This is a genomic window from Dongia sp., from assembly GCF_041910485.1.
Lineage (GTDB): Bacteria > Pseudomonadota > Alphaproteobacteria > Dongiales > Dongiaceae > Dongia.
The window spans coordinates 67584-86189 of the sequence record NZ_JAYRQR010000054.1; the positions used below are offsets into that span (position 1 = coordinate 67584).

Annotated in this window: 17 protein-coding genes, 1 tRNA gene and 1 pseudogene; 10 read left to right on the forward strand and 9 right to left on the reverse strand. The window is 63.5% G+C overall.

Annotation, left to right across the window (positions count from 1 at the left end; all coding sequences use genetic code 11):
* The first annotated feature begins 15 nt into the window (after nucleotides 1-15).
* From cobG to cobJ, 4 genes are read left to right on the forward strand one after another with little or no spacing between them, the layout of a single operon-like run.
* A complete protein-coding gene (gene cobG / locus ACE3PP_RS18400; RefSeq protein ID WP_374384731.1) occupies nucleotides 16-1320 on the forward strand; it encodes a precorrin-3B synthase in 1305 nt (434 codons plus the stop codon).
* Nucleotides 1317-1943 (forward strand): precorrin-8X methylmutase, encoded by a 627-nt coding sequence (locus ACE3PP_RS18405; protein ID WP_374384732.1) that lies wholly within the window; start codon nucleotides 1317-1319, stop codon nucleotides 1941-1943. The genes cobG and ACE3PP_RS18405 overlap by 4 nt, the downstream gene beginning before the upstream one ends.
* The gene (locus tag ACE3PP_RS18410) at nucleotides 1943-2671 is read left to right on the forward strand and encodes a precorrin-2 C(20)-methyltransferase (protein ID WP_374384733.1); all 729 of its coding nucleotides are present in this window, start codon (nucleotides 1943-1945) and stop codon (nucleotides 2669-2671) included. Before ACE3PP_RS18405 ends, ACE3PP_RS18410 begins: the two co-directional genes overlap by 1 nt.
* Nucleotides 2668-4362: a precorrin-3B C(17)-methyltransferase gene (gene cobJ, locus ACE3PP_RS18415; RefSeq protein ID WP_374384734.1), complete on the forward strand. Its 1695-nt coding sequence runs from the start codon at nucleotides 2668-2670 to the stop codon at nucleotides 4360-4362. Before ACE3PP_RS18410 ends, cobJ begins: the two co-directional genes overlap by 4 nt.
* On the opposite strand, the gene ACE3PP_RS18420 is transcribed toward cobJ, so the two are convergent.
* Both ACE3PP_RS18420 and ACE3PP_RS18425 read right to left on the reverse strand, forming a co-directional pair.
* Nucleotides 4359-5105 carry a cobalt-precorrin-6A reductase gene (locus ACE3PP_RS18420; protein WP_374384735.1) on the reverse strand — a complete coding sequence of 249 codons (747 nt, stop codon included), beginning with the start codon at nucleotides 5103-5105 and terminating at the stop codon, nucleotides 4359-4361. The genes cobJ and ACE3PP_RS18420 overlap by 4 nt on opposite strands.
* Nucleotides 5106-5173: 68 nt before the next feature.
* Nucleotides 5174-5584 (reverse strand): META domain-containing protein, encoded by a 411-nt coding sequence (locus ACE3PP_RS18425; RefSeq protein WP_374384736.1) that lies wholly within the window; start codon nucleotides 5582-5584, stop codon nucleotides 5174-5176.
* A 359-nt stretch (nucleotides 5585-5943) separates the two neighbouring features.
* On the opposite strand from ACE3PP_RS18425, the gene ACE3PP_RS18430 reads away from it, so the two are divergent.
* On the forward strand, nucleotides 5944-6111 hold the full coding sequence (locus ACE3PP_RS18430) for a hypothetical protein (protein ID WP_374384737.1): 168 nt from the start codon (nucleotides 5944-5946) through the stop codon (nucleotides 6109-6111).
* Here the strand turns inward: ACE3PP_RS18430 and ACE3PP_RS18435 are convergent.
* Nucleotides 6080-8101, reverse strand: coding sequence for a YgiQ family radical SAM protein (locus tag ACE3PP_RS18435; RefSeq protein WP_374384772.1), 2022 nt, complete (start codon nucleotides 8099-8101; stop codon nucleotides 6080-6082). The two genes, ACE3PP_RS18430 and ACE3PP_RS18435, sit on opposite strands and share 32 nt — an antisense overlap.
* Before the next feature lie 491 nt (nucleotides 8102-8592).
* On the opposite strand from ACE3PP_RS18435, the gene ACE3PP_RS18440 reads away from it, so the two are divergent.
* The gene (locus ACE3PP_RS18440) at nucleotides 8593-10083 is read left to right on the forward strand and encodes a PAS domain S-box protein (RefSeq protein WP_374384739.1); all 1491 of its coding nucleotides are present in this window, start codon (nucleotides 8593-8595) and stop codon (nucleotides 10081-10083) included.
* Nucleotides 10084-10149: 66 nt separating this feature from the next.
* Here ACE3PP_RS18440 and ACE3PP_RS18445 read toward each other — a convergent pair.
* Nucleotides 10150-10226: transfer RNA gene (locus ACE3PP_RS18445), tRNA-Arg, on the reverse strand.
* Between the two features lie 391 nt (nucleotides 10227-10617).
* Here ACE3PP_RS18445 and ACE3PP_RS18450 point away from each other — a divergent pair.
* From ACE3PP_RS18450 to ACE3PP_RS18460, 3 genes and pseudogenes are all read left to right on the forward strand, one after another.
* Nucleotides 10618-11676, forward strand: coding sequence for a hypothetical protein (locus tag ACE3PP_RS18450; RefSeq protein WP_374384740.1), 1059 nt, complete (start codon nucleotides 10618-10620; stop codon nucleotides 11674-11676).
* A 313-nt stretch (nucleotides 11677-11989) separates the two neighbouring features.
* Nucleotides 11990-12235: pseudogene (locus tag ACE3PP_RS18455) on the forward strand (DUF4864 domain-containing protein); the annotation flags it as partial.
* A complete protein-coding gene (locus tag ACE3PP_RS18460; protein WP_374384741.1) occupies nucleotides 12236-12997 on the forward strand; it encodes a DUF3750 domain-containing protein in 762 nt (253 codons plus the stop codon).
* Here the strand turns inward: ACE3PP_RS18460 and ACE3PP_RS18465 are convergent.
* Nucleotides 12994-13353, reverse strand: a complete 360-nt coding sequence (locus tag ACE3PP_RS18465) for an MmcQ/YjbR family DNA-binding protein (RefSeq protein WP_374384742.1) — start codon at nucleotides 13351-13353, stop codon at nucleotides 12994-12996. The genes ACE3PP_RS18460 and ACE3PP_RS18465 overlap by 4 nt on opposite strands.
* 5 nt (nucleotides 13354-13358) lie before the next feature.
* Nucleotides 13359-15302, reverse strand: coding sequence for a potassium transporter Kup (locus ACE3PP_RS18470; protein ID WP_374384743.1), 1944 nt, complete (start codon nucleotides 15300-15302; stop codon nucleotides 13359-13361).
* 333 nt (nucleotides 15303-15635) lie between these two features.
* On the opposite strand from ACE3PP_RS18470, the gene gpt reads away from it, so the two are divergent.
* Nucleotides 15636-16115, forward strand: a complete 480-nt coding sequence (gene gpt, locus ACE3PP_RS18475; RefSeq protein WP_374384744.1) for a xanthine phosphoribosyltransferase — start codon at nucleotides 15636-15638, stop codon at nucleotides 16113-16115.
* Here the strand turns inward: gpt and panC are convergent.
* From panC to ACE3PP_RS18490, 3 genes are all read right to left on the reverse strand, one after another.
* Complete coding sequence (gene panC / locus ACE3PP_RS18480) at nucleotides 16112-16960, reverse strand: pantoate--beta-alanine ligase (protein WP_374384745.1); 849 nt, start codon at nucleotides 16958-16960, stop codon at nucleotides 16112-16114. The genes gpt and panC overlap by 4 nt on opposite strands.
* Nucleotides 16961-16979: 19 nt before the next feature.
* Complete coding sequence (gene panB / locus ACE3PP_RS18485; RefSeq protein WP_374384746.1) at nucleotides 16980-17858, reverse strand: 3-methyl-2-oxobutanoate hydroxymethyltransferase; 879 nt, start codon at nucleotides 17856-17858, stop codon at nucleotides 16980-16982.
* A gap of 175 nt (nucleotides 17859-18033) precedes the next feature.
* Nucleotides 18034-18480 carry an ion channel gene (locus tag ACE3PP_RS18490; protein ID WP_374384747.1) on the reverse strand — a complete coding sequence of 149 codons (447 nt, stop codon included), beginning with the start codon at nucleotides 18478-18480 and terminating at the stop codon, nucleotides 18034-18036.
* Nucleotides 18481-18606 lie beyond the last annotated feature (126 nt).

Sequence of the window (18606 nt, forward strand, 5' to 3'; positions counted from 1 at the left end):
TTTGCCGGTGCCATCGTGAGCCAGAGTGATCGCCGTTTCGCCTGCCCGGGCCTCTACCGCATCGTGCCCTCGCTCGATGGCGGCATCTGCCGCATCAAACTGTCGCGCGGGCGCGTTGCCGCCGCCCAGATGCGGGCGCTTGCGGCCTTGGCAGAGGAATACGGGCACCCCGAGATCGAAGCCACCAACCGCGCCAACATCCAGATCCGCGGCGTGAAGCCGGGTGCCGAGGATGCTGTCATCGCCGGTCTCAAGGCCGCCGGCTTGGCACCCGAGAACAGCGGCGCCGACGATGTGCGCAACGTGATGGTGAGCCCCTATTGCGGCCTCGACGGCGACGCGCTCATCGATGTGAGCTCGCTGGCCGACAAGGTACTGGAGCGCCTCATGCGCGAGACCAGATACCACGCGCTGTCGCCCAAATTTTCGATTCAGATCGACGGTGGCGAAGCGGTCGCCATGACGGAACATCCCAACGATATCTGGCTGTCGGCGATGGACGGCGACCATTTCGCGTTCGGCTTCGCGAGCGTCCCGGGCGAACGACCAGCGGGCGCCGTCGCCGCCAGCGATGCTGAAACAGCCCTCTTTGCCTTGCTCGATACCTTCATCGCGGAAATCGGCCGCAGAAATGCCAAGGGCGACAAGATCGCGCGCATGCGGCATCTGCTGGTTGATCGCGACGGAAGTACCCTTGCCGCCGCCCTCCCCGTCACGGTCCATGCTGTCGGCGATTGGCAGCGCGAAGCGCCGATGCCGCTCGGCCATATCGGTGCGCGGGCACAAAAGGATGGGCGCGTCGCGATCGGCGCGGTGCCGCCACTGGGGCGGATTGGGCAAAAGATGATGCTGGGCCTTGCCGATCTCGCTGACCGCGTCTCCGGGGCTGAGATCCGCATGACGCCGTGGCAGAGTGTGCTGCTGCCGGGCATCGCCGAAGATGAAGCGGCGGAAGCCGCCGAAACGTTGGAAGAGCTTGGCTTCATCACCCGGCCCGACCGGACCTTGGCCGCCACCATCACCTGCGCCGGCAGCACGGGCTGCAAATCGGGCCTCGCCGATACCAAGGGCGATGCGTTGGCGCTCGCCCAGGAACTCGATGGCTGGGCGCATCCCGTGTTCGGAATCCATTTGACCGGCTGCGCCAAATCCTGCGCCGCCCCCCGCCCCGCCCCCTTCACCCTGGTGGCCCTCACGCCCGGTCATTACGACCTCTTTGCGGCGGGCGACAGGGAAAGGGCGGGTTTTGGCAAGCGGATCGGCGCGGACCTCACTATCGAACAGGCAGCCCAATTGTTGAGGCAAAGAGAACAGGCATGATCAATTACGAGCGCGATGGGCAGGAAATCTATCGCCAGTCCTTTTCCATCATCCGCCGGGAAGCGGATCTTTCCGGGATTCCCACCGATCTTGAGAAGCTCGCGGTGCGCGTGGCCCATGCCTCCGGCATGGTCGATACGGTGCGCGATTTGCGCTTTTCAATGGGTGCCGGCGATGCGGGGCGGAAGGCGCTGGCTCAAGGCGCGCCGATCCTCGCCGATTGCCGTATGGTGGCCGACGGCGTCACCCGTTCGCGCCTTCCCGCCAATAACGAGGTGATCTGCACGCTCAACGATCCGCGCGTGCCGCAATTGGCGCAGGAGCTCGGCAACACGCGTTCGGCCGCCGCCCTCGAATTCTGGCGCGACCGGATGGCGGGGGCCGTGGTGGCGATCGGCAATGCGCCGACCGTGCTGTTCCGCCTGCTGGAGATGCTGGATGAAGGCGCACCGAAGCCGGCGCTGATCCTGGGCTTTCCGGTCGGGTTCGTCGGCGCTGCTGAATCGAAGGACATGCTGGCGCAAGATAGCCGCGGCGTTCCCTTCGTCATCATCCGCGGTCGCCGCGGCGGCAGCGCCATGGCCGCCGCCGCCGTCAACGCCCTCGCTACGGAGAAAGAATAATGGCCAAAGGTCGGCTATTCGGTCTGGGCGTCGGTCCGGGCGATCCCGAACTCATGACGGTGAAGGCGGTGCGCCTCCTGCAGAGCGTGCCCATCGTCGCCTATCTCGCCGCCAAAGGTAAGAAGGGCAACGCGCTCACCATCGTCGAGACCTACCTCAAGCCCACGCAGCAAACTCTGCCGCTCATCTATCCGGTGACGACGGAAAAGCTCCCCGCCCATCTCAATTACGAAACGCTGGTGAGCGACTTCTACGACCAATCGGCCGAGGAAGTGGCGGCGCATCTCGATGCCGGGCGCGATGTCGCCGTGATCTGCGAAGGCGATCCGTTCTTCTACGGCTCGTTCATGTACATCCATGACCGCCTCGCCGCGCGCTACGAAACCGATGTCGTGCCGGGTGTCTGTTCGGTGCTGGGTGCGGCCTCGGTCCTCGGCGCCCCGCTCGTCTATCGCAACCAGAGCCTCGGCATTCTTTCCGGCGTGCTGCCGGAGGATGAGCTGAAGCGGCGCCTCGGCGATCTCGAAGCGGCCGCCATCATGAAGCTCGGCACCAATTTCGAGAAGGTGCGCAAGGTGGTGACGGAGCTCGGCCTCCTCGACCGCGCCCTCTATGTCGAGCGCGCGACGATGCAGAACCAGAAGATCGTGCCGCTGGCGGAGGTCGATCCCAAGAGCGCGCCCTATTTCTCGATCATCCTGGTGCCGGGCAAGAAGTGGCAATCGTGACCAAGCCGGCTGCCATCGTCATTCTGGGCGCACGGTCGCTGGAAACGGCGCGCCGCATCCAGGCCGCACTCGATGGCAGCGAGATTTATGGACTGGCGAGCCGCGTCGAAGGCGCCGATGTTCCCTTCGACGAATTCGGCGAGACCCTGCGCGGTCTTTACGAAAGCGATCGCCCGATCGTGGCGCTGTGCGCCGCCGGAATCGTCATCCGGTCGCTGGCCCCCTTGCTGCAGAACAAGCGCGCCGAGCCGCCGGTCCTTGCCGTCGCCGAAGACGGCAGCGCCGTGGTGCCGTTGCTGGGCGGCTTGAGCGGCGTCAATGTGCTGGCGCGCGAGATCGGCGCAGCACTCGATACCAGCCCCGCCATCACCACGACCGGCGAGATCCGCTTCGGCACCTGCCTCATCAACCCGCCGGCCGGTTACCATCTGCGCAATCCGGAGGATGGCAAGACCTTCATCGCCAATCTCCTGGCCGGTGCGAAGATGCGCGTCGAGGGCGAGGCACCCTGGTTCGCCGATGCCAAATTGCCGATCGACGAAGCCGGTCAACTTGCCGCCCGCATCACCCATGCGGATGTGGCGCCGGGCAAGGATGAGTTGCTGTTCCATCCGCGCAATATCGTCATCGGCATCGGCCGCAGCGCGCCGGATCTCGCTACGCACATTCGCGCGGCCCTTGGTCAGCTCAACCTCTCGCCCCATTCATTGGCGCTCATCCTGGCGCGCGAGGAAGACAGCGCTGACCCGGAGATTGCGGCGGCTGCCGGGACGCTCGGCGTGCCGCTGCGTTTTCTACCGGCCAGCAACGCCGAGGAACTGGTGCTCGCTGCCGTGCCGGCACCGATCCTGTCCGTCACCATCGAACAACTGGCGATTGCCGTTGCCGAGAAACCGGAAGACATTCAGCCTTTGGGGCGCAAGCGCGGGCGCCTTTCCGTCGTCGGCCTCGGCCCCGGCGAAGCGGCGCTGATGGTTCCGGCGGTGCGCCGCGCCATCGACGCGGCCGAAGATATTCTGGGCTATGAGACCTATGTGAAGATGGCGGGGCCGCTGCGTCCCGACCAGATCGTGCATGCGACCGACAATCGCGAAGAGCTGCAGCGCGCGCGCCATGCCTTTGAGCTTGCGTCGAGCGGTCGGTCGGTCGTGATGGTCTCGTCCGGCGATCCCGGCATCTTCGCCATGGCCGCCGCCGTGCTGGAAGCGCTGGATGAAGGTGGCGCGCCGGAATGGCATGGCGTCGAATTGGAGATGCTGCCCGGCGTGTCTGCAGCGATGGCGGCGGCTTCGCGGATCGGCGCGCCGCTAGGCCACGATTTCTGCGTCATTTCGCTTTCCGACAATCTGAAGCCGTGGGCGACCGTTCTTGAGCGTTTGCGCCACGCGGCCGAGGGCGATTTCGCGATGGCCTTCTACAATCCGATTTCGAAGGCGCGACCCTGGCAGCTCAGCGAGGCGCTCGACCTCATCCGCCGGTACCGGGCGCCGGAAACGCCCGTGGTCATCGGCCGCGATGTCGGCCGGCCGGCGGAGCGCGTGCTGCAGGTGAGTCTCGGCGACCTCACGATCGACATGGTCGACAGCCGAACGGTGCTCATCATCGGTTCGTCGCTGACCCGCACCATTGCCCGGCCGGACGGCAGCCACTGGGTCTATACGCCGCGCTGGTACGGCGAACGGAAAAACTAGAGCGCGCGCACCCAGGCGATCGCCGCATCGACATCGGCAACGCGGGACGTATCGGGTCGCGGGGGCCGGCGCTGCATCACGACCGTGACGCCGCGTTCACGCGCGGCCTGCAACTTGGCATCGGTGGCGCTGCCGCCACTGTTCTTGCAGACAAGGTGATCGATCGATCGCGATGTCAGCAGCGCGCGCTCGTCTTCGAGCTTGAACGGCCCGCGCGCCAGCACGATCTCCGCATCGGCAAAATGGAGCGCGGCATCCGGCGGTTCGACCGAGCGGATGACGAGATGGATACCGGTGAGATTCGCGAACGGCGCCAGTTCCTGCCGGCCAAGGGCCAGAAAGACCCGCCGCGCCCCGCGCTGCAGGATGGCCGCTGCCTGCGCCCAATCATCCACCTCCACCCAGCGGTCCCCCGCCACAGGCGACCAGGCGGGGCGTTCGAGACGCAGGAGCGGGAGGCCAACGAGGTTCGCCGCCTCGGCCGCATTCCACCCCATCCGGCGCGCGAAGGGATGCGTCGCATCCACAATGGCGGTGATGCCCTGGTCGCGAAGATAGGCGGCAAGGCCCGTCGCCCCGCCGAACCCGCCGATGCGCACTGCACCGGGCGGCAGCTTCGGGTTGGCGACGCGACCGGCGAGCGAGGAAACGATCTCCAAGCCCGGCAGATCAATGAGCGCTCGTGCGAGCGCCATCCCCTCGCCGGTCCCACCAAGGATCAGGATCTTTGTCAAAGCAGCCACGTCAGCCATTCATCCGGGGCGACCATGCCAGGAAAGGCGAAATCGGAAAAGGCGGTTTGCGCGATGTACTAGCGCTTCATATGGAACAGGATCGACTTGCCATCCCGCGTGCGCAGTTCCAACCGCTCGCCCTCGCGCAGCAGGCTTGCCACACGCGGCAGCAGGTCGAAATAGAGCTGTTCCATATTCATGACCTCTGGCGGCGCGCAAAACATCTTGGTCGAGAAGGGTGGTTCGAACGCAATGAGCGTTCCGTCCCGGTGATAGGCCGCACCATAGGTATTGCACCCACCCTTGCCGCCGGCGCGTCCCTGAAGGTCGAAGGTCAGCGTGATGTCGTCGCCGGTTGGTACCGGCGTGCCGCCGATATTCTCCGCGATCCAGATCGATCCCACGATTTCGGAATCAGCCGACGCGACATGGCTGCAGGCAGCCAGCAGCGGAAGAAAAAGGAACGCCAGCAAGTGACGGATATACACAGCCTGCCCTCCCCCAAGTACGACACTCAATCTAGGACCTTTGTCTTGGGGCGTCGAGCCGGAACCCCATGCCGGCACGGATATTTTCTCCGACAGCGCGGATCAAAGTCGTGCTTCATCGCGCAGCCTCTTGCTCTGGAACAAACTTCGCCCACGCGCTGTTACCTCGTTGAACAGCCGCGCGTTTGGCATGCCGTCCGTTGGAACCGCACAAGTCCGTCGACAACTCGATTGAGGACAGGAATGAGGAGGCAATCATGGCACACACGATCGGCTTGTATTTGGCAGGCGCTCTGGCTTCCGCCTATGCGCTTTTCCTGGTCGGCACGAACTGGCCGGCCCTCTGACGACGGAGCAGCATGATCTATCGCGTCCACATCAATGATCCGGAATTTCCGGAAGGCGAACGCTGGTTCGCCCGCCAGCTGGAAGGGCAATTTGCCAAGGTAACGACGGAGCCTCTGCCGCGGGAATGGCAGGAATTGATCGAGAAGATCAACGCCGCTTCAGAACGCCCTTCGTCGTAAAGGTCTGCATGCCGTGCTTGCGGCCCAGGCGCCGCCCTTCGCCACCATTGTTGCCCGTGCCGGCCGGCTGCCAATTGGGAACCAGATGGTGCTTGCCCGGACCGATGAGATCGGCACGCCCCATCCGCTTCAGCGCATCGCGCAGCAGCGGCCAGTTCTCGGCGTCGTGATAGCGCAGGAAGGCCTTGTGCAGGCGGCGCTGCTTCAACCCCTTCACCGTCTCGACCGCCTCGGACGCACCATGCCGGATGGGCCGCAGCGGATTGAAGCCCGAATGATACATGGCGGTTGAAAGAGCCATCGGCGACGGCAGGAAGGTCTGCACCTGGTCGGCACGGTATTTGTTGCGCTTCAGCCACAGCGCCAGGTTCATCATGTCCTCATCCGTCGTCCCCGGATGGGCGGCGATGAAATAGGGAATGAGGAAATACTCTTTCTTGGCCTCTTTCGCCGCCTTGTCGAACAGTTCCTTGAACTTGTCGTAGGTGCCGATGCCGGGCTTCATCATCTTGGAGAGCGGCCCTTCCTCGGTATGTTCGGGCGCGATCTTCAGATAGCCGCCGACATGGTGGGCGACCAGTTCCTTGATATAGGCCGGGCTTTTGACGGCAAGGTCATAGCGCACGCCGGATGCCACCATCACCTTCTTCACGCCCGGCAGTTCGCGCGACTTGCGATAGAGGTGGATAAGGGCTTCGTGGCTGGTGTTGAGGTTGGGGCAGACGTCCGGGAAGACGCAGGACGGCTTGCGGCACAGCTCCTCGGTCCGCTTGTCTTTGCAGGCCATGCGGTACATGTTGGCGGTCGGTCCGCCAATATCCGAGATGATGCCGGTGAAGCCCTTGGTCTTGTCGCGGATCTCGCCGATCTCGCGCAGGACCGATTCTTCCGAGCGGTTCTGGATGATGCGCCCTTCATGCTCGGTGATCGAGCAGAAGGAGCAGCCGCCGAAGCAGCCGCGCATGATGGTGACGGAAAAGCGGATCATGTCCCAGGCGGCGATCTTCGCATCGCCATAGGCGGGATGCGGCGCCCGCGCGTAAGGCAGCTCGAAGACACCGTCCATCTCCGGCGTCGTCAGCGGAATGGGCGGCGGCGTCACCCAAAGCTCGCGGTTGCCGTGGCGCTGAACCAGCGGCCGGGCATTGCCGGGATTGCTTTCGCGGTGAAGCACGCGCGAGGCGCGCGCATAGGCTTCCGGATCGCTTTCGACCTGCTCAAAGGACGGCATCCGCACGACGACGTCGCCCTCGGTCCGACGCGCACCCTCGGCAGCGTCGTCGAGATCGTTCGCCGGCGCCTCGGTCCAGCCGTCCGGCACCCGGTCCTTCAAGATGGCGATGCCGCGCAGGTCCGCCATGTCGGTGGGCTTCTGGCCTTTCGCCAGACGATGCGTCACCTCGACCACGGCGCGCTCGGCATTGCCATAGAGTAGGATGTCGCCCTTGGCATCAACCAGGATCGACCGGCGCACCTTGTCCGACCAATAGTCATAATGCGCGATGCGGCGCAGCGAGCTTTCGATGCCGCCGAGGACGATCGGCACATCCTTGTAGGCTTCCCGGCAGCGATGGGCATAGACGATGACCGCGCGGTCCGGCCGCTTGCCGCCCTCGTCATTCGGCGTGTAGCTGTCATTGTGGCGCAGGCGCCGGTCGGCCGTGTAGCGGTTGACCATGGAATCCATGTTGCCGCCGGTGATGCCGAAATAGAGATTGGGCTTGCCCAGCGCCTTGAAGGGCTCGGCCGATTGCCAGTCCGGCTGCGCGATGATGCCAACGCGGAACCCCTGCGCCTCGAGCAGCCGGCCGATCACCGCCATGCCGAAGCTCGGATGATCGATATAGGCGTCGCCCGTTACCAGGATGACGTCGCAGGAATCCCAGCCGAGTTCATCCATCTCGGCGCGCGACATGGGCAGGAAGGGCGCCGTTCCGAAACGATGCGCCCAGAACTTGCGATGGGAAAAAAGCTGTTTCGCCGGTTCCATGATAAAATCCATCTGAGCATCCGGCCCCGAGTTCTTTCGACACGGGCCGGAGCAACTGGCGGCCGGTCCACCTTGCCAGCAGGTCCACCTAGCCACCGGGGCGCCGCGCGCAATCGGCGCAGCAGCGGCCACCTTCAAAACTTTGCGCGCTGAGTAACACTCAACACGCTGATAAGTCAACGATCCGAGCTATACTTATGTTTGTCACGCGAAATCCTGCAACGGCAAAATAGCCGTTCAATCCTCGCGCCAGCAGTTTCAGAAGAGCTCCCCTCTGCCTATCAATTCACGTTCGGAGTTACTGGAAAGCGCAACTTAATCGCATCTCGGATACATGGATTTATTTCTTGGTAATATTCATCAAGCTACAATTTTCCTAGATTTGCAATTTCGATAGGACCGGATCAACCGGTGTGAGCGTGCCGGTAACGGCGAGAGTGGCTGAAAGCGTTTCGTGGGAAGTGCGCGATCAGGAAAATCGGGGGGAAGGTGTGACTGGGGGCCTGGAAGACGTTCTCGCCTACATGCCTGAAGCGGTGGTCGCGGTCGATGACGACCAGCATATCGCCTATGTAAATGCCAGTGCCGAACGCTGCTTCGGCTATCGCGCCGACGATCTGGTCGGCCAGCGGCTCGACATCCTCATACCCCGCCCGCTGCGCACGGAACATCGCGCCGTGGTGAAGAATTTCGAACATAACGGACCGCGCGCTGCGTTCATGCATGGCCGCCGCGCCGTGTCGGCCCAGCGCGCCGACGGCACCATCTTCCCGGCCGAAGCCACCATCGTGCGCGGCAAGTGGCAGGACCGCAACGTCACCATCGCCATCCTGCGCGACGTCACCGAACAGCGCATGCACCAGGCCGCGGTCGCCGCCTCGGAAAAGAAATATCGTGCCATTCTCGAAGGCTCGTCCGAGCCGATCCTCATCGCCGACCCGGAAACCGGGCGCCTTACCGAAGTGAACGCCGCCGCCGCCCGCCTCTTCGCATGCAACGTCGACGATCTCATCGGCAAGCACCAAGCGGAACTACATCCGGAGGAGCTGCGCGACAAATTCCGCGCTACCTTCCGCGAGCATATCGAAAAAGGCCGCGTCCTCGTTCCCGATGCCGTCATCCAGAAGGCCAACGGCGAGATTGCGATGGTCGAAATCTCCGCCTCGCCGATTTCCTATGACGGGACCCAGCGGCTGGTCGGTTTCTTCCGTGATGTCACCGAGCGCACGCGCCAGCAGAAAGAACTGCGCGAGGCGTTGCAGGCCGCCACCGCCGCGGTCGAGGCCAAGCGCATGTTCCTTGCCAATATGAGCCACGAACTGCGCACACCGCTCAATGCCATCATCGGCTTTGCCGACCTTATCCGGCACGAAATCCACGGCCAGCACGTGCATGCCAACTACAAGGAATATGGCGAGGTCATCCACAAGAGCGGCCACCATCTGCTTGATATCGTCAACGACATCCTCGACCTCTCGCGCATCGAAGCCGGCAAATACACGCTGGAGCGCGAGGAAGTGACGCTCAGCGAGGTGATCGACGAAGTCCTGCAGATGCTCTCGACCCTCATCGTCGAGGCGCGGCTGGAGGTCAGCCGCCACGTCAGCGCCAATATCCGCCTTTACGCCGACCGGCGGGCCCTGAAGCAAATGCTGATCAACCTGCTGTCGAACGCGATCAAGTTTTCCGACCATTTCGGCCATATCGAAATTTCCGCCGCGCTGACCGATTCGGGCGATGTCGTCATCGCCGTGCGCGATACGGGGATCGGCATCCCCAAGGAAAAGCTCACCCGCATCCTCGAACCTTTCGCCAGCGACAACAACATCTACGCCAAGGGGAAAGGCGGGGCGGGAATCGGCCTCTCCATTACCAAGCGCCTGGTCGGCCTGCACGGGGGCGAACTGGGGATCGTCAGCGAGCCCGGCAAGGGCTCGACCTTTTCGCTGACCTTCCCCATCGCGGAACGAAACGCCGCCTGATGCCCACCAAAGGCGGGTCAGTCGGAGTCGCTGCCGGGAATTTTGCGCTAAGTCCTTGGAAGGAAATGGCGCACCCGGAAGGACTCGAACCTCCAACCTTCTGATTCGTAGTCAGATGCTCTATCCAATTGAGCTACGGGTGCGTCTGTTCGCGGTGGGTGAGAGCAAAACGTGTTGCAATCAGCCGAGTTGGATGTCTCGGCCCCCGAACGGTGGCGGAAACTAGCCAAAGCCGATGGGCATTGCAAGATATTTGGCGCAGCTTGTTTAATCTTTTCGTCGCAGATCCTATCCAGCTGGTTTTGCTTGGAAAATTGGCCGAGAAGCCGGATTGGCGCGCATTCGAATCGCGGATCGCTGTGGCGTCGGCGCCACCCTGTGACACCAACGTCACGCTGAAGCCGCCCGGACCCGACTTGGGCTGTTGATTCTTGTCCTGAAAGCTGCGAAGAACTGTTTTTGGGTAATAGGTTGAGCAGGGCGAAGGGGGTTTGGGCTTTGCTTTTGTTCGCTGTCTTTCGGGGTTCGGCAAGCATGAAGAAACATGTCTGGCTCGCGGCTGTGGCCGCCGCGCCGCTTATCTTGGGCGGCTGCGAGTTCTTCAACAACGCGTTGGCACCTTCGGTGTCGGGCGCACCGATCGGCGCCAGTGTCGCCAGCAGCACGACCGTGCCGCCGGGCAAGCCGACCGGCACGCTGGTCGGTACGCGCGTGATCGAGATCCGCAGCGATCTCAATCGCCTGCAGCAGGCGGTGCAGCAGCAGACCCTGAAGCATCAGGAACTGCGCTCCAGCGCCGAGCGCAACGCCGCCGGTTATCAAACGACCGTTGGCGCCATCAACGGCAAGCTGCAGATGGGCACGACCCCGGGCAACCCGGCGGTTACGACCGCCTGGCAGCAGGCGCAGAACCAACTCGATCAGATCGGCTCCGATCTCGACCAGATGAACCGGCTGCAGAACGACGTGGCGAACAATGCCGCCTTCTCCAGCTACCTCCTCGATTCGATCCGGGCCTCCTACACGGTGTCGGGCGCGGTCGATGAGGATCATCGCCAGCTGCGCGTCCTTGAGGACCAGACCAACCAGACCACGGTCTCGATCGACCGGCTGCTGAACCAGCTCTCGGAGGATGTGTCGCGCCAGACCAACTTCCTCTCGACCGAGCGGTCGAACCTGACGACCCTCGCTGCCGGCGTGAATACCGGCCAGGTCTACGGCACGACGCTCGCCAGCCGATCCTACGCGCCGCCGGCCCAGCCGGCCCTGCCGCCGATGGCCGGCATGACCAGCGGTCGCCCGCTGGTGGTGATCCGCTTCGACCGGCCGAATGTCAGCTACGAGCAGGCGCTCTATCAGGCGACCTCCAAGGCCCTGGAACTGCGTCCGAACGCGGCCTTCGACGTGGTCGGCGTGGCGCCCGCGATGGGCCAGCCGGCCCAGGTGGCGCTCAACAGCGACATCGCCCGTACCAATGCGAACAAGGTGTCGCGGTCGCTCCTCAACATGGGCCTGCCGCCCGACCGTGTCGGCATCGCTCAGGTGACCGACCCCAACGCGCAGGTCAACGAAGTCCACGTTTACGTGCGCTGACAACAGCTTAGTCCTCTGCACACAAACCTCGAACCGGAAACCGGCGCCCCCTAAAGGAGCGCCGGTTTTCATTTGCACCCGATCCAGTCAGGCAGAACCGTCGTATCATCCAGCACCCACTGACCTGGGAGGTTCTGATGCGCCGCTTGCTGCTCGCCCTCTTTTGCCTGCTGACCCTTGGCGCTGCACCGGCCAGGGCCGAGACCAGCGACTCTGACGCGGCCCAGTTCCAGGCAATTATCAGTGACCAAATGGCGGCCTTCCGCGCTGGGGATGCCGCTGCCGCCTTCAGCTTTGCCTCCCCCGCTCTTCAGGCAAATTCGGCAGTGCCGCCATTTTCATGGACATGGTCCGGGAGGGTTATCAGCCGGTCTACCGGCCCAAAAAGGTCGATTTCGGTGATGTCGTCGACCTGCCCGAGGGGCCGGAGCAGCAGGTTTTCGTCATCGGCCCCGATGGCAGGCGCTATTTGGCACACTATATGATGGAGCGGCAGCCCGATGCATCCTGGCGCATCAGCGGCTGCTATCTTGAGCCGGTCCAGGACGAAAGCGTTTGAATGCGCGTGCTGCTCTGGACCATTGCGGCCCTCTTCATCGTCCCCTTGGGTTTCAGCATCGCCCGCGGCATGGCCTATGACGGGTCCTGGCGCGATGCCCCGCGCCATTCCGCCGGCCTGGCCCCGAACCCGGCGACGCACCCGGAGGCGATCGTGCAGATCTACGCCGCCCGCGCCTTCAATTGGCGCGGCTATGTGGCGACGCATCCCTGGATCATCGTCAAGCGCAGCGGCGCCACAACCTTCACCCGCTATGAAGTGGTCGGCTGGGGTGGCGGCGACGCGCTCAAGGTCAATTATGCGCTGCCCGACGGATTGTGGTTCGGTGCCATGCCGGAAATCATGGCCGACTATCGAGGCCCTGGGGTTGACCGGTTGATCGACCGGATCGAATCGGCCATCGGGACCTATCCGTTCAAGGACCAGTACCGCAGCTGGCCCGGCCCCAACAGCAACACGTTCCTGGCCCATGTCGCCCGCGAAGTGCCGGAACTGCGCCTCGACATTCCCGCCAATGCCATCGGCAAGGATTACCGTGCCTGGAACGCACCCGTCGCCCTCGCCCCCAGCGGTACCGGCGTGCAGCTGTCGTTGCTGGGGCTCGCCGGCGTAACATTGGGTGCCGAGGAAGGCGTTGAGGTCAATGTGTTGGGTCTCAACCTTGGCATCGACATCCTGCGGCCCGCACTGCGCGTCCCGGGCCTCGGTCGCATCGGTCTTCCGGAAGACGTCGAGCGGCAGCCGGAGGTTGCCCTCGATTAGAGATCGAGGCCGAGTTCCGCCTTTTGGGCCTTGGTCAGCTTCAGCGCCACCAGGCGATAGGCAGTCTCGATATAAGCCTTCAGATCCTTGTCGCTGAGCGCCCGCGCAGCATCGACCTGGACCCATTTGGCGCGGGCGAGATACGGCGCCGGCACGATGCCCTTTTGCTGGCGCAGCAGGTCATAGGACATCTCGCTGCATTTGAAGCTGAACTTCAGATCGTCGCCCGGTCCCCAATTGTTGCTGACGGCGAAGATCTTGCCACCAATCTTCCAGACCGAGGCACCACCCCACTGCACAACATGCGTGGTCCTAGGGAGCGCGCGGCAGAATTTGTCGAATTCCGCGCGCGTCATCGCCGCTAGATCTCGGTGCGGGCGCCGAGCTCAATGATGCGTCCGACCGGAATCCGGAAGTAGTCCGAAGCCGAGATCTCCGTGTCGGAAAGCAGGATGAAGAGCCAGCGCCGCCAGCCGGACATCGCCGATTTGGCGCGCGGCACGATGCGCTCGCGGCCGATGAAATAGGAAACGCTTTCCGGATCGAGGTCGAGGCCGCTCTTCGCCGCAATGCGCATCGCCGCCGGCAGGTTCGGCTCGTCGGCAAAGCCATAGCGCACGATGAGGCGCCAGAAACCGCGACCGAGTTCCTTCACTTGCACGCGCTCGGCATCGGGGACGAAGGGGCGCGCTTCGGTGATCAACGTCGTCATGACGATGCGTTCATGCAGGATGCGATTGTGCCGCATGTTGTGGAGCAGCGCGAACGGCACGCGGTCGAGCTGGGCGGTGAGGAAAAGACCGGTTCCCGGCACGCGGCTGAGGTGCCGCTCGGAAAGGGCGCCGAGGAATTCGTCCTCGGTGAGCGAGCCGGCGCCGTGGCGCTTGGCCAGCAGCCCGCGCCCATCCATCCAGGTCGACAGGATGAAGATAATGATGGCGCCGATGAGCAGCGGGAACCAGCCGCCGTCGAGCACCTTGAGCAGGCTGGCGCTGAGCAGCGAAGCTTCGACCAGCAGAATGAAGCCGCACACGATCAGCGTCCGCTGCATGCTCCAGTTCCACAGCGAGCGGAAGACGAAGAAGGCGATGATCGTGTCGATGATCATCGTGCCGGTGACGGCGATGCCATAGGCATTGGCGAGGCCGCTCGACGATTTGAAGCCGATGACCAGCAGCAGCACGCAGATCATCAGCAGCCAGTTGATCTGCGGCACATAAATCTGCCCCTGGTGATGGGCCGACGTATGCGTGATGAGAAGGCGCGGACAGACGCCCATGCGCATGGCCTGCCAGGACAGCGAGAACGCGCCGGAAATGACCGCCTGTGAAGCGATGATGGTGGCCGCCGTCGCCAGGCCGATCAGCGGATAGAGGAACCAGTCCGGCGCCAGCAGATAGAACGGGTTGGCGACCGCTTCCGGCTGCGCCAGCACCAGCGCGCCTTGCCCGAAATAATTCAGCGTCAGGCAGGGGAGGACGAAGACGAACCAGGACGCCTGAATGGGCTTGCGGCCGAAATGGCCGAGATCGGCATAAAGCGCCTCGGCGCCCGTCACCGCCAGCAGAACGGCACCCATGACCGGAAAGGCGATGCCGATATTGTGGAAAAGGAACGAGATCGCGTAGTGCGGCGAAAGGGCGAGCAGGATTTCGGGGTGCGAGAAAATCTGCACCAAGCCGAGGACACCGAGCGTCGCAAACCACAACAGCATGACCGGGCCGAAAAAGGCGCCAACCGCACCAGTGCCGCGGCTTTGGATCGCGAAGAGGCCGATAACGATGACGATCGTGATGAGAACGATCCAATCCTTGTCGAGCGTCGGCTGGGCGATCTTCAGACCTTCGACCGCGGAAAGAATCGAAATGGCCGGCGTGATCATGCCGTCACCGTAAAAGAGCGCGGCGCCGACGATGCCGAGGGCCAGGAATTTTTCGCGCCGGCCCGGCTTGGTCGCCGAGCGGATGGCCAGACCGATCAGCGCCAGCAGACCGCCCTGCCCCTGGTTATCGGCACGCAGGATCAACAGCGCATATTTGAAGCTGACGATGATCGTCACCGTCCAGAAGATCAGCGACAGGATACCGAACACATGGGTCGGGTTGGCCGAGACCTCACCGGCGCCATGGAAGGCTTCGCGGAAGGTATAAAGGGGCGACGTACCGATATCGCCGAAGACGACGCCAAGCGCGCCCAGCGCCAACGGCGCCAATGCGCCGTGGGGGGTATGGTCGCCGCCTGCGTGCTCACCACCTGGAACCGAGCCCGATCCCTGGCTATCTGTTGTCTCTGCTGATGTGCTCACGGTGTTGGTGGCATCCTGAATCTAGCCGGCATCCTCTCGGACACATTCGTGCAACTGCCCTGTCCAAGGCCAGCGCCGACTCAAGATGATAATCCATCCCTTGCTGATCTGGGCCCATCCCGGCCCCTCGAAAGCGGCGCATCCTGTCATCGGCTTGTCCCCTGCGCAATAGGGTTTTTGCACTGCAATAATAGCTCTTGACTTGGCCGTCGACTCGCTCGTAGTGCCACACTGAGATTCCCCAATTGCTGCCCTTTCCGCCATCAGCTAATGGTCAAAACGAACGACCGGGCGCCGCGTTCCGGTCAGTCCCAAAGTCCGAGGAAGTCGACCATGTCCGATCCGCAAAAGACCTTTCCCGTCTCTTGGGAAGAACTGCATCGCAACGCCAAGGCGCTGGCCTGGCGGCTGATCGAACAGGGACCGTTTGCCGGCATCGTCGCGGTGACGCGCGGTGGCCTGGTGCCGGCCGCGATCATCGCCCGCGAACTTGACGTTCGCCTCATCGATACCGTTTGCATGCAGAGCTATTCGGACGATCACGCGCAAGGGCAGATCAAGGTCCTGAAGGAAGTGCCGGGCGATGGCGAGGGCTGGCTCATCATCGACGACCTGGTCGATACCGGCCGTACCGCGCGCGTCGTGCGCGACATGCTGCCCAAGGCCCATTTCGCCACGATCTATGCCAAGCCGTCCGGCCGCCCGCTGGTCGATACCTTCGTCACTGAAGTATCGCAGGACACGTGGATCTTCTTCCCGTGGGACATCGAGCTGCAATTTGCGCAGCCGATCGCCAAACAAAAGCGCGGCTAAAGCACCGGCCAATTGTCGATGAGGCGCGTGCGGCCGATACGGGCGGCAGCGAAAATCCGGCTGCCCGGCCGTGCCGCCGCCAACGGCTCCAGCGACATGCCGTCGCACAGCGCGATGTAATCGACGCTGCCGAACCCGGCAGCAATCAACCGGCCCTCGATATCGGTGAGGAGCGGCGCCGCGGCGCGGCCGTCCGCCAGCAGCTGCGCCGCCTCCGCCAGCGCCCGCGGCAACAGGCCGGCGATCTGCCGCTCGGCTGCCGACAGATAGCGGTTGCGCGACGACAAGGCGAGACCGTCGGCCTCCCGCACCGTCGGCACGCCGCAGATTTCGACCGGCATGTCGAGATCGCGCGCCAACCGCTTGATGACCTGCAGCTGCTGATAATCCTTCTCGCCGAAATAGGCACGGTCCGGCAAAGCCTGCAGCAGCAGCTTGGCAACGATCGTTGCGACACCCCCGAAATGGCCGGGCCGCGCTATCCCGTCGAGATGATCCGTGATGCCGGCGACACTGACCGATGTCGCGAAACCCGCCGGGTACATCTCGCTCACATCGGGCGCGAAGAGGAGATCGCAACCGACGCTTTCCAGCTTGGCCGCATCGCCCGCTTCGTCGCGCGGATAGGCACTGAGATCTTCGTTGGGACCGAACTGGGTCGGATTGACGAAGATGGTGGCGACGGCGCGGACATTGTCGTCCTTGGCGCGGCGTACCAGCGACAGATGGCCGTCATGCAACGCGCCCATTGTCGGGACAAGCCCGACGCTTTCCCCACGGCCACGCCAGCCCGAGACATGGGCGCGCAAATCCGCAACGCGACGAACGATGATCATGCGGGTCATGGGAAGGAACTGGTTTCGGTCAGCCGTGCTTCTTGATGGCGCCGAAGACATTGTCCGGGCCGGGGAAGGATCGCGCCCGCACTTCGCGCGCATAGCGTTCGGCCGCTTCCTCGATATCGTTGCCGAGCTCGGCATAGCGCTTGACGAAGCGCGGCTTGAACGCGCTGAAGAGGCCCAGAATATCCTCGGCCACCAGCACCTGTCCGTCGCAGGCGGCGGATGCGCCGATGCCGATCACCGGCACGGAGACGCGCGCGGTCACTGCCTGGGCGATCTGCTCCATGACGCCTTCGAGCACGACCGAGAAAGCGCCCGCTTCGGCGATGGCGATCGCATCGGCCATGATGCCGGCCGCTTCCTGATCGCCCCGGCCGCGCGCGCGATAGCCGCCCAGCGTGTTGACCGATTGCGGTGTCAGGCCGACATGGCCCATCACCGGAATGCCGCGGCGGACCAGGAACGAAACGGTCTCGGCCATTTCGCGGCCGCCTTCAAGCTTCACGGCCTGGCAGCCGGTTTCCTTCATGATGCGTGCGGCCGAGCGGAAGGCCTGTTCGGGACTTTCCTGGTAGGCGCCGAACGGCATGTCGACGACGACCATCGCCGTCTTCGATCCACGACACACGGCGGCGCCGTGCTGGATCATCATGTCCAAGGTGACAGGCAGGGTCGTGTCGAAGCCATAGAGCACCATGCCGAGGGAATCGCCCACCATCAGCAGATCGACATGACCATCGAGGCGCTGCGCCATCGGGAAGGTATAGGCGGTCAAACAGACCAGCGGCTCCTGACCCTTGCGCGCACTGAATTCCGGAATTGAGAGGCGCTTCAGAACCGCGCCTTCACCGCTCGCGCCCGCACCCGTACCGGCGCCGGTCCCGCTCACATGGACGCTCATTCTCCGCCTCCCTCGTGCCTGGCGATCTGGGGCCCCGACCCCCGCGTCGCCGGTTCGCTTTCTGCTGTTTCAGGCGCGACATTCTGTCCGATCCTGCTGCACCGCACAACCGCATTCCAGACATGGGTTGGGCGCTTGGCGCGAATGGAACGGCGATTTCGGCAACCCTGGCCGGCTAATGGCGCGGGCGGCCGCCCCAATATTGTGCCATGACGAAATAGGTAAAGGAGGCGCTCCAGGCGATGAGAACCAGCCCGGCGAGGGCCTCGATACCGGCCAGAAGGCGCATGTTCGGTGTCAATAGCTCGGCATCCCCGAACCCAAGCGAAGTATATGATTCAGCTGAGAAATTCAGATAATCGAGAAAAGTCCTACGAATCTCGTCGGAAAAGCCCATATCCAGGGGCGTAAAGTGCAGCAGCCAGTAGGCGACGGCGAACCCCCAGATCTCGATCGTATGGGCCAGCATGCAGGCAATGACGCCGACGATGACATGGGCCCGGCGCGAAACGATCTGCATGCGCGGCAACAGGTACGCCGCCACCATGCGCAAACACTCGTAATGGATGCCAATCGACATCAGAACCAGAACGGAACCGAAAACCAGGGTAACAAAGAACATGCGAACAGCTTCCGCTTCCCACGCAAAACGGCTAAACCCTATTATCTGACCGGCAGGAAATAGCAAAGCGTTGCCAGCGCTCAGCCAAAGGCAAATCAGCCACCTACCAGAGACTATTTGCCCTCG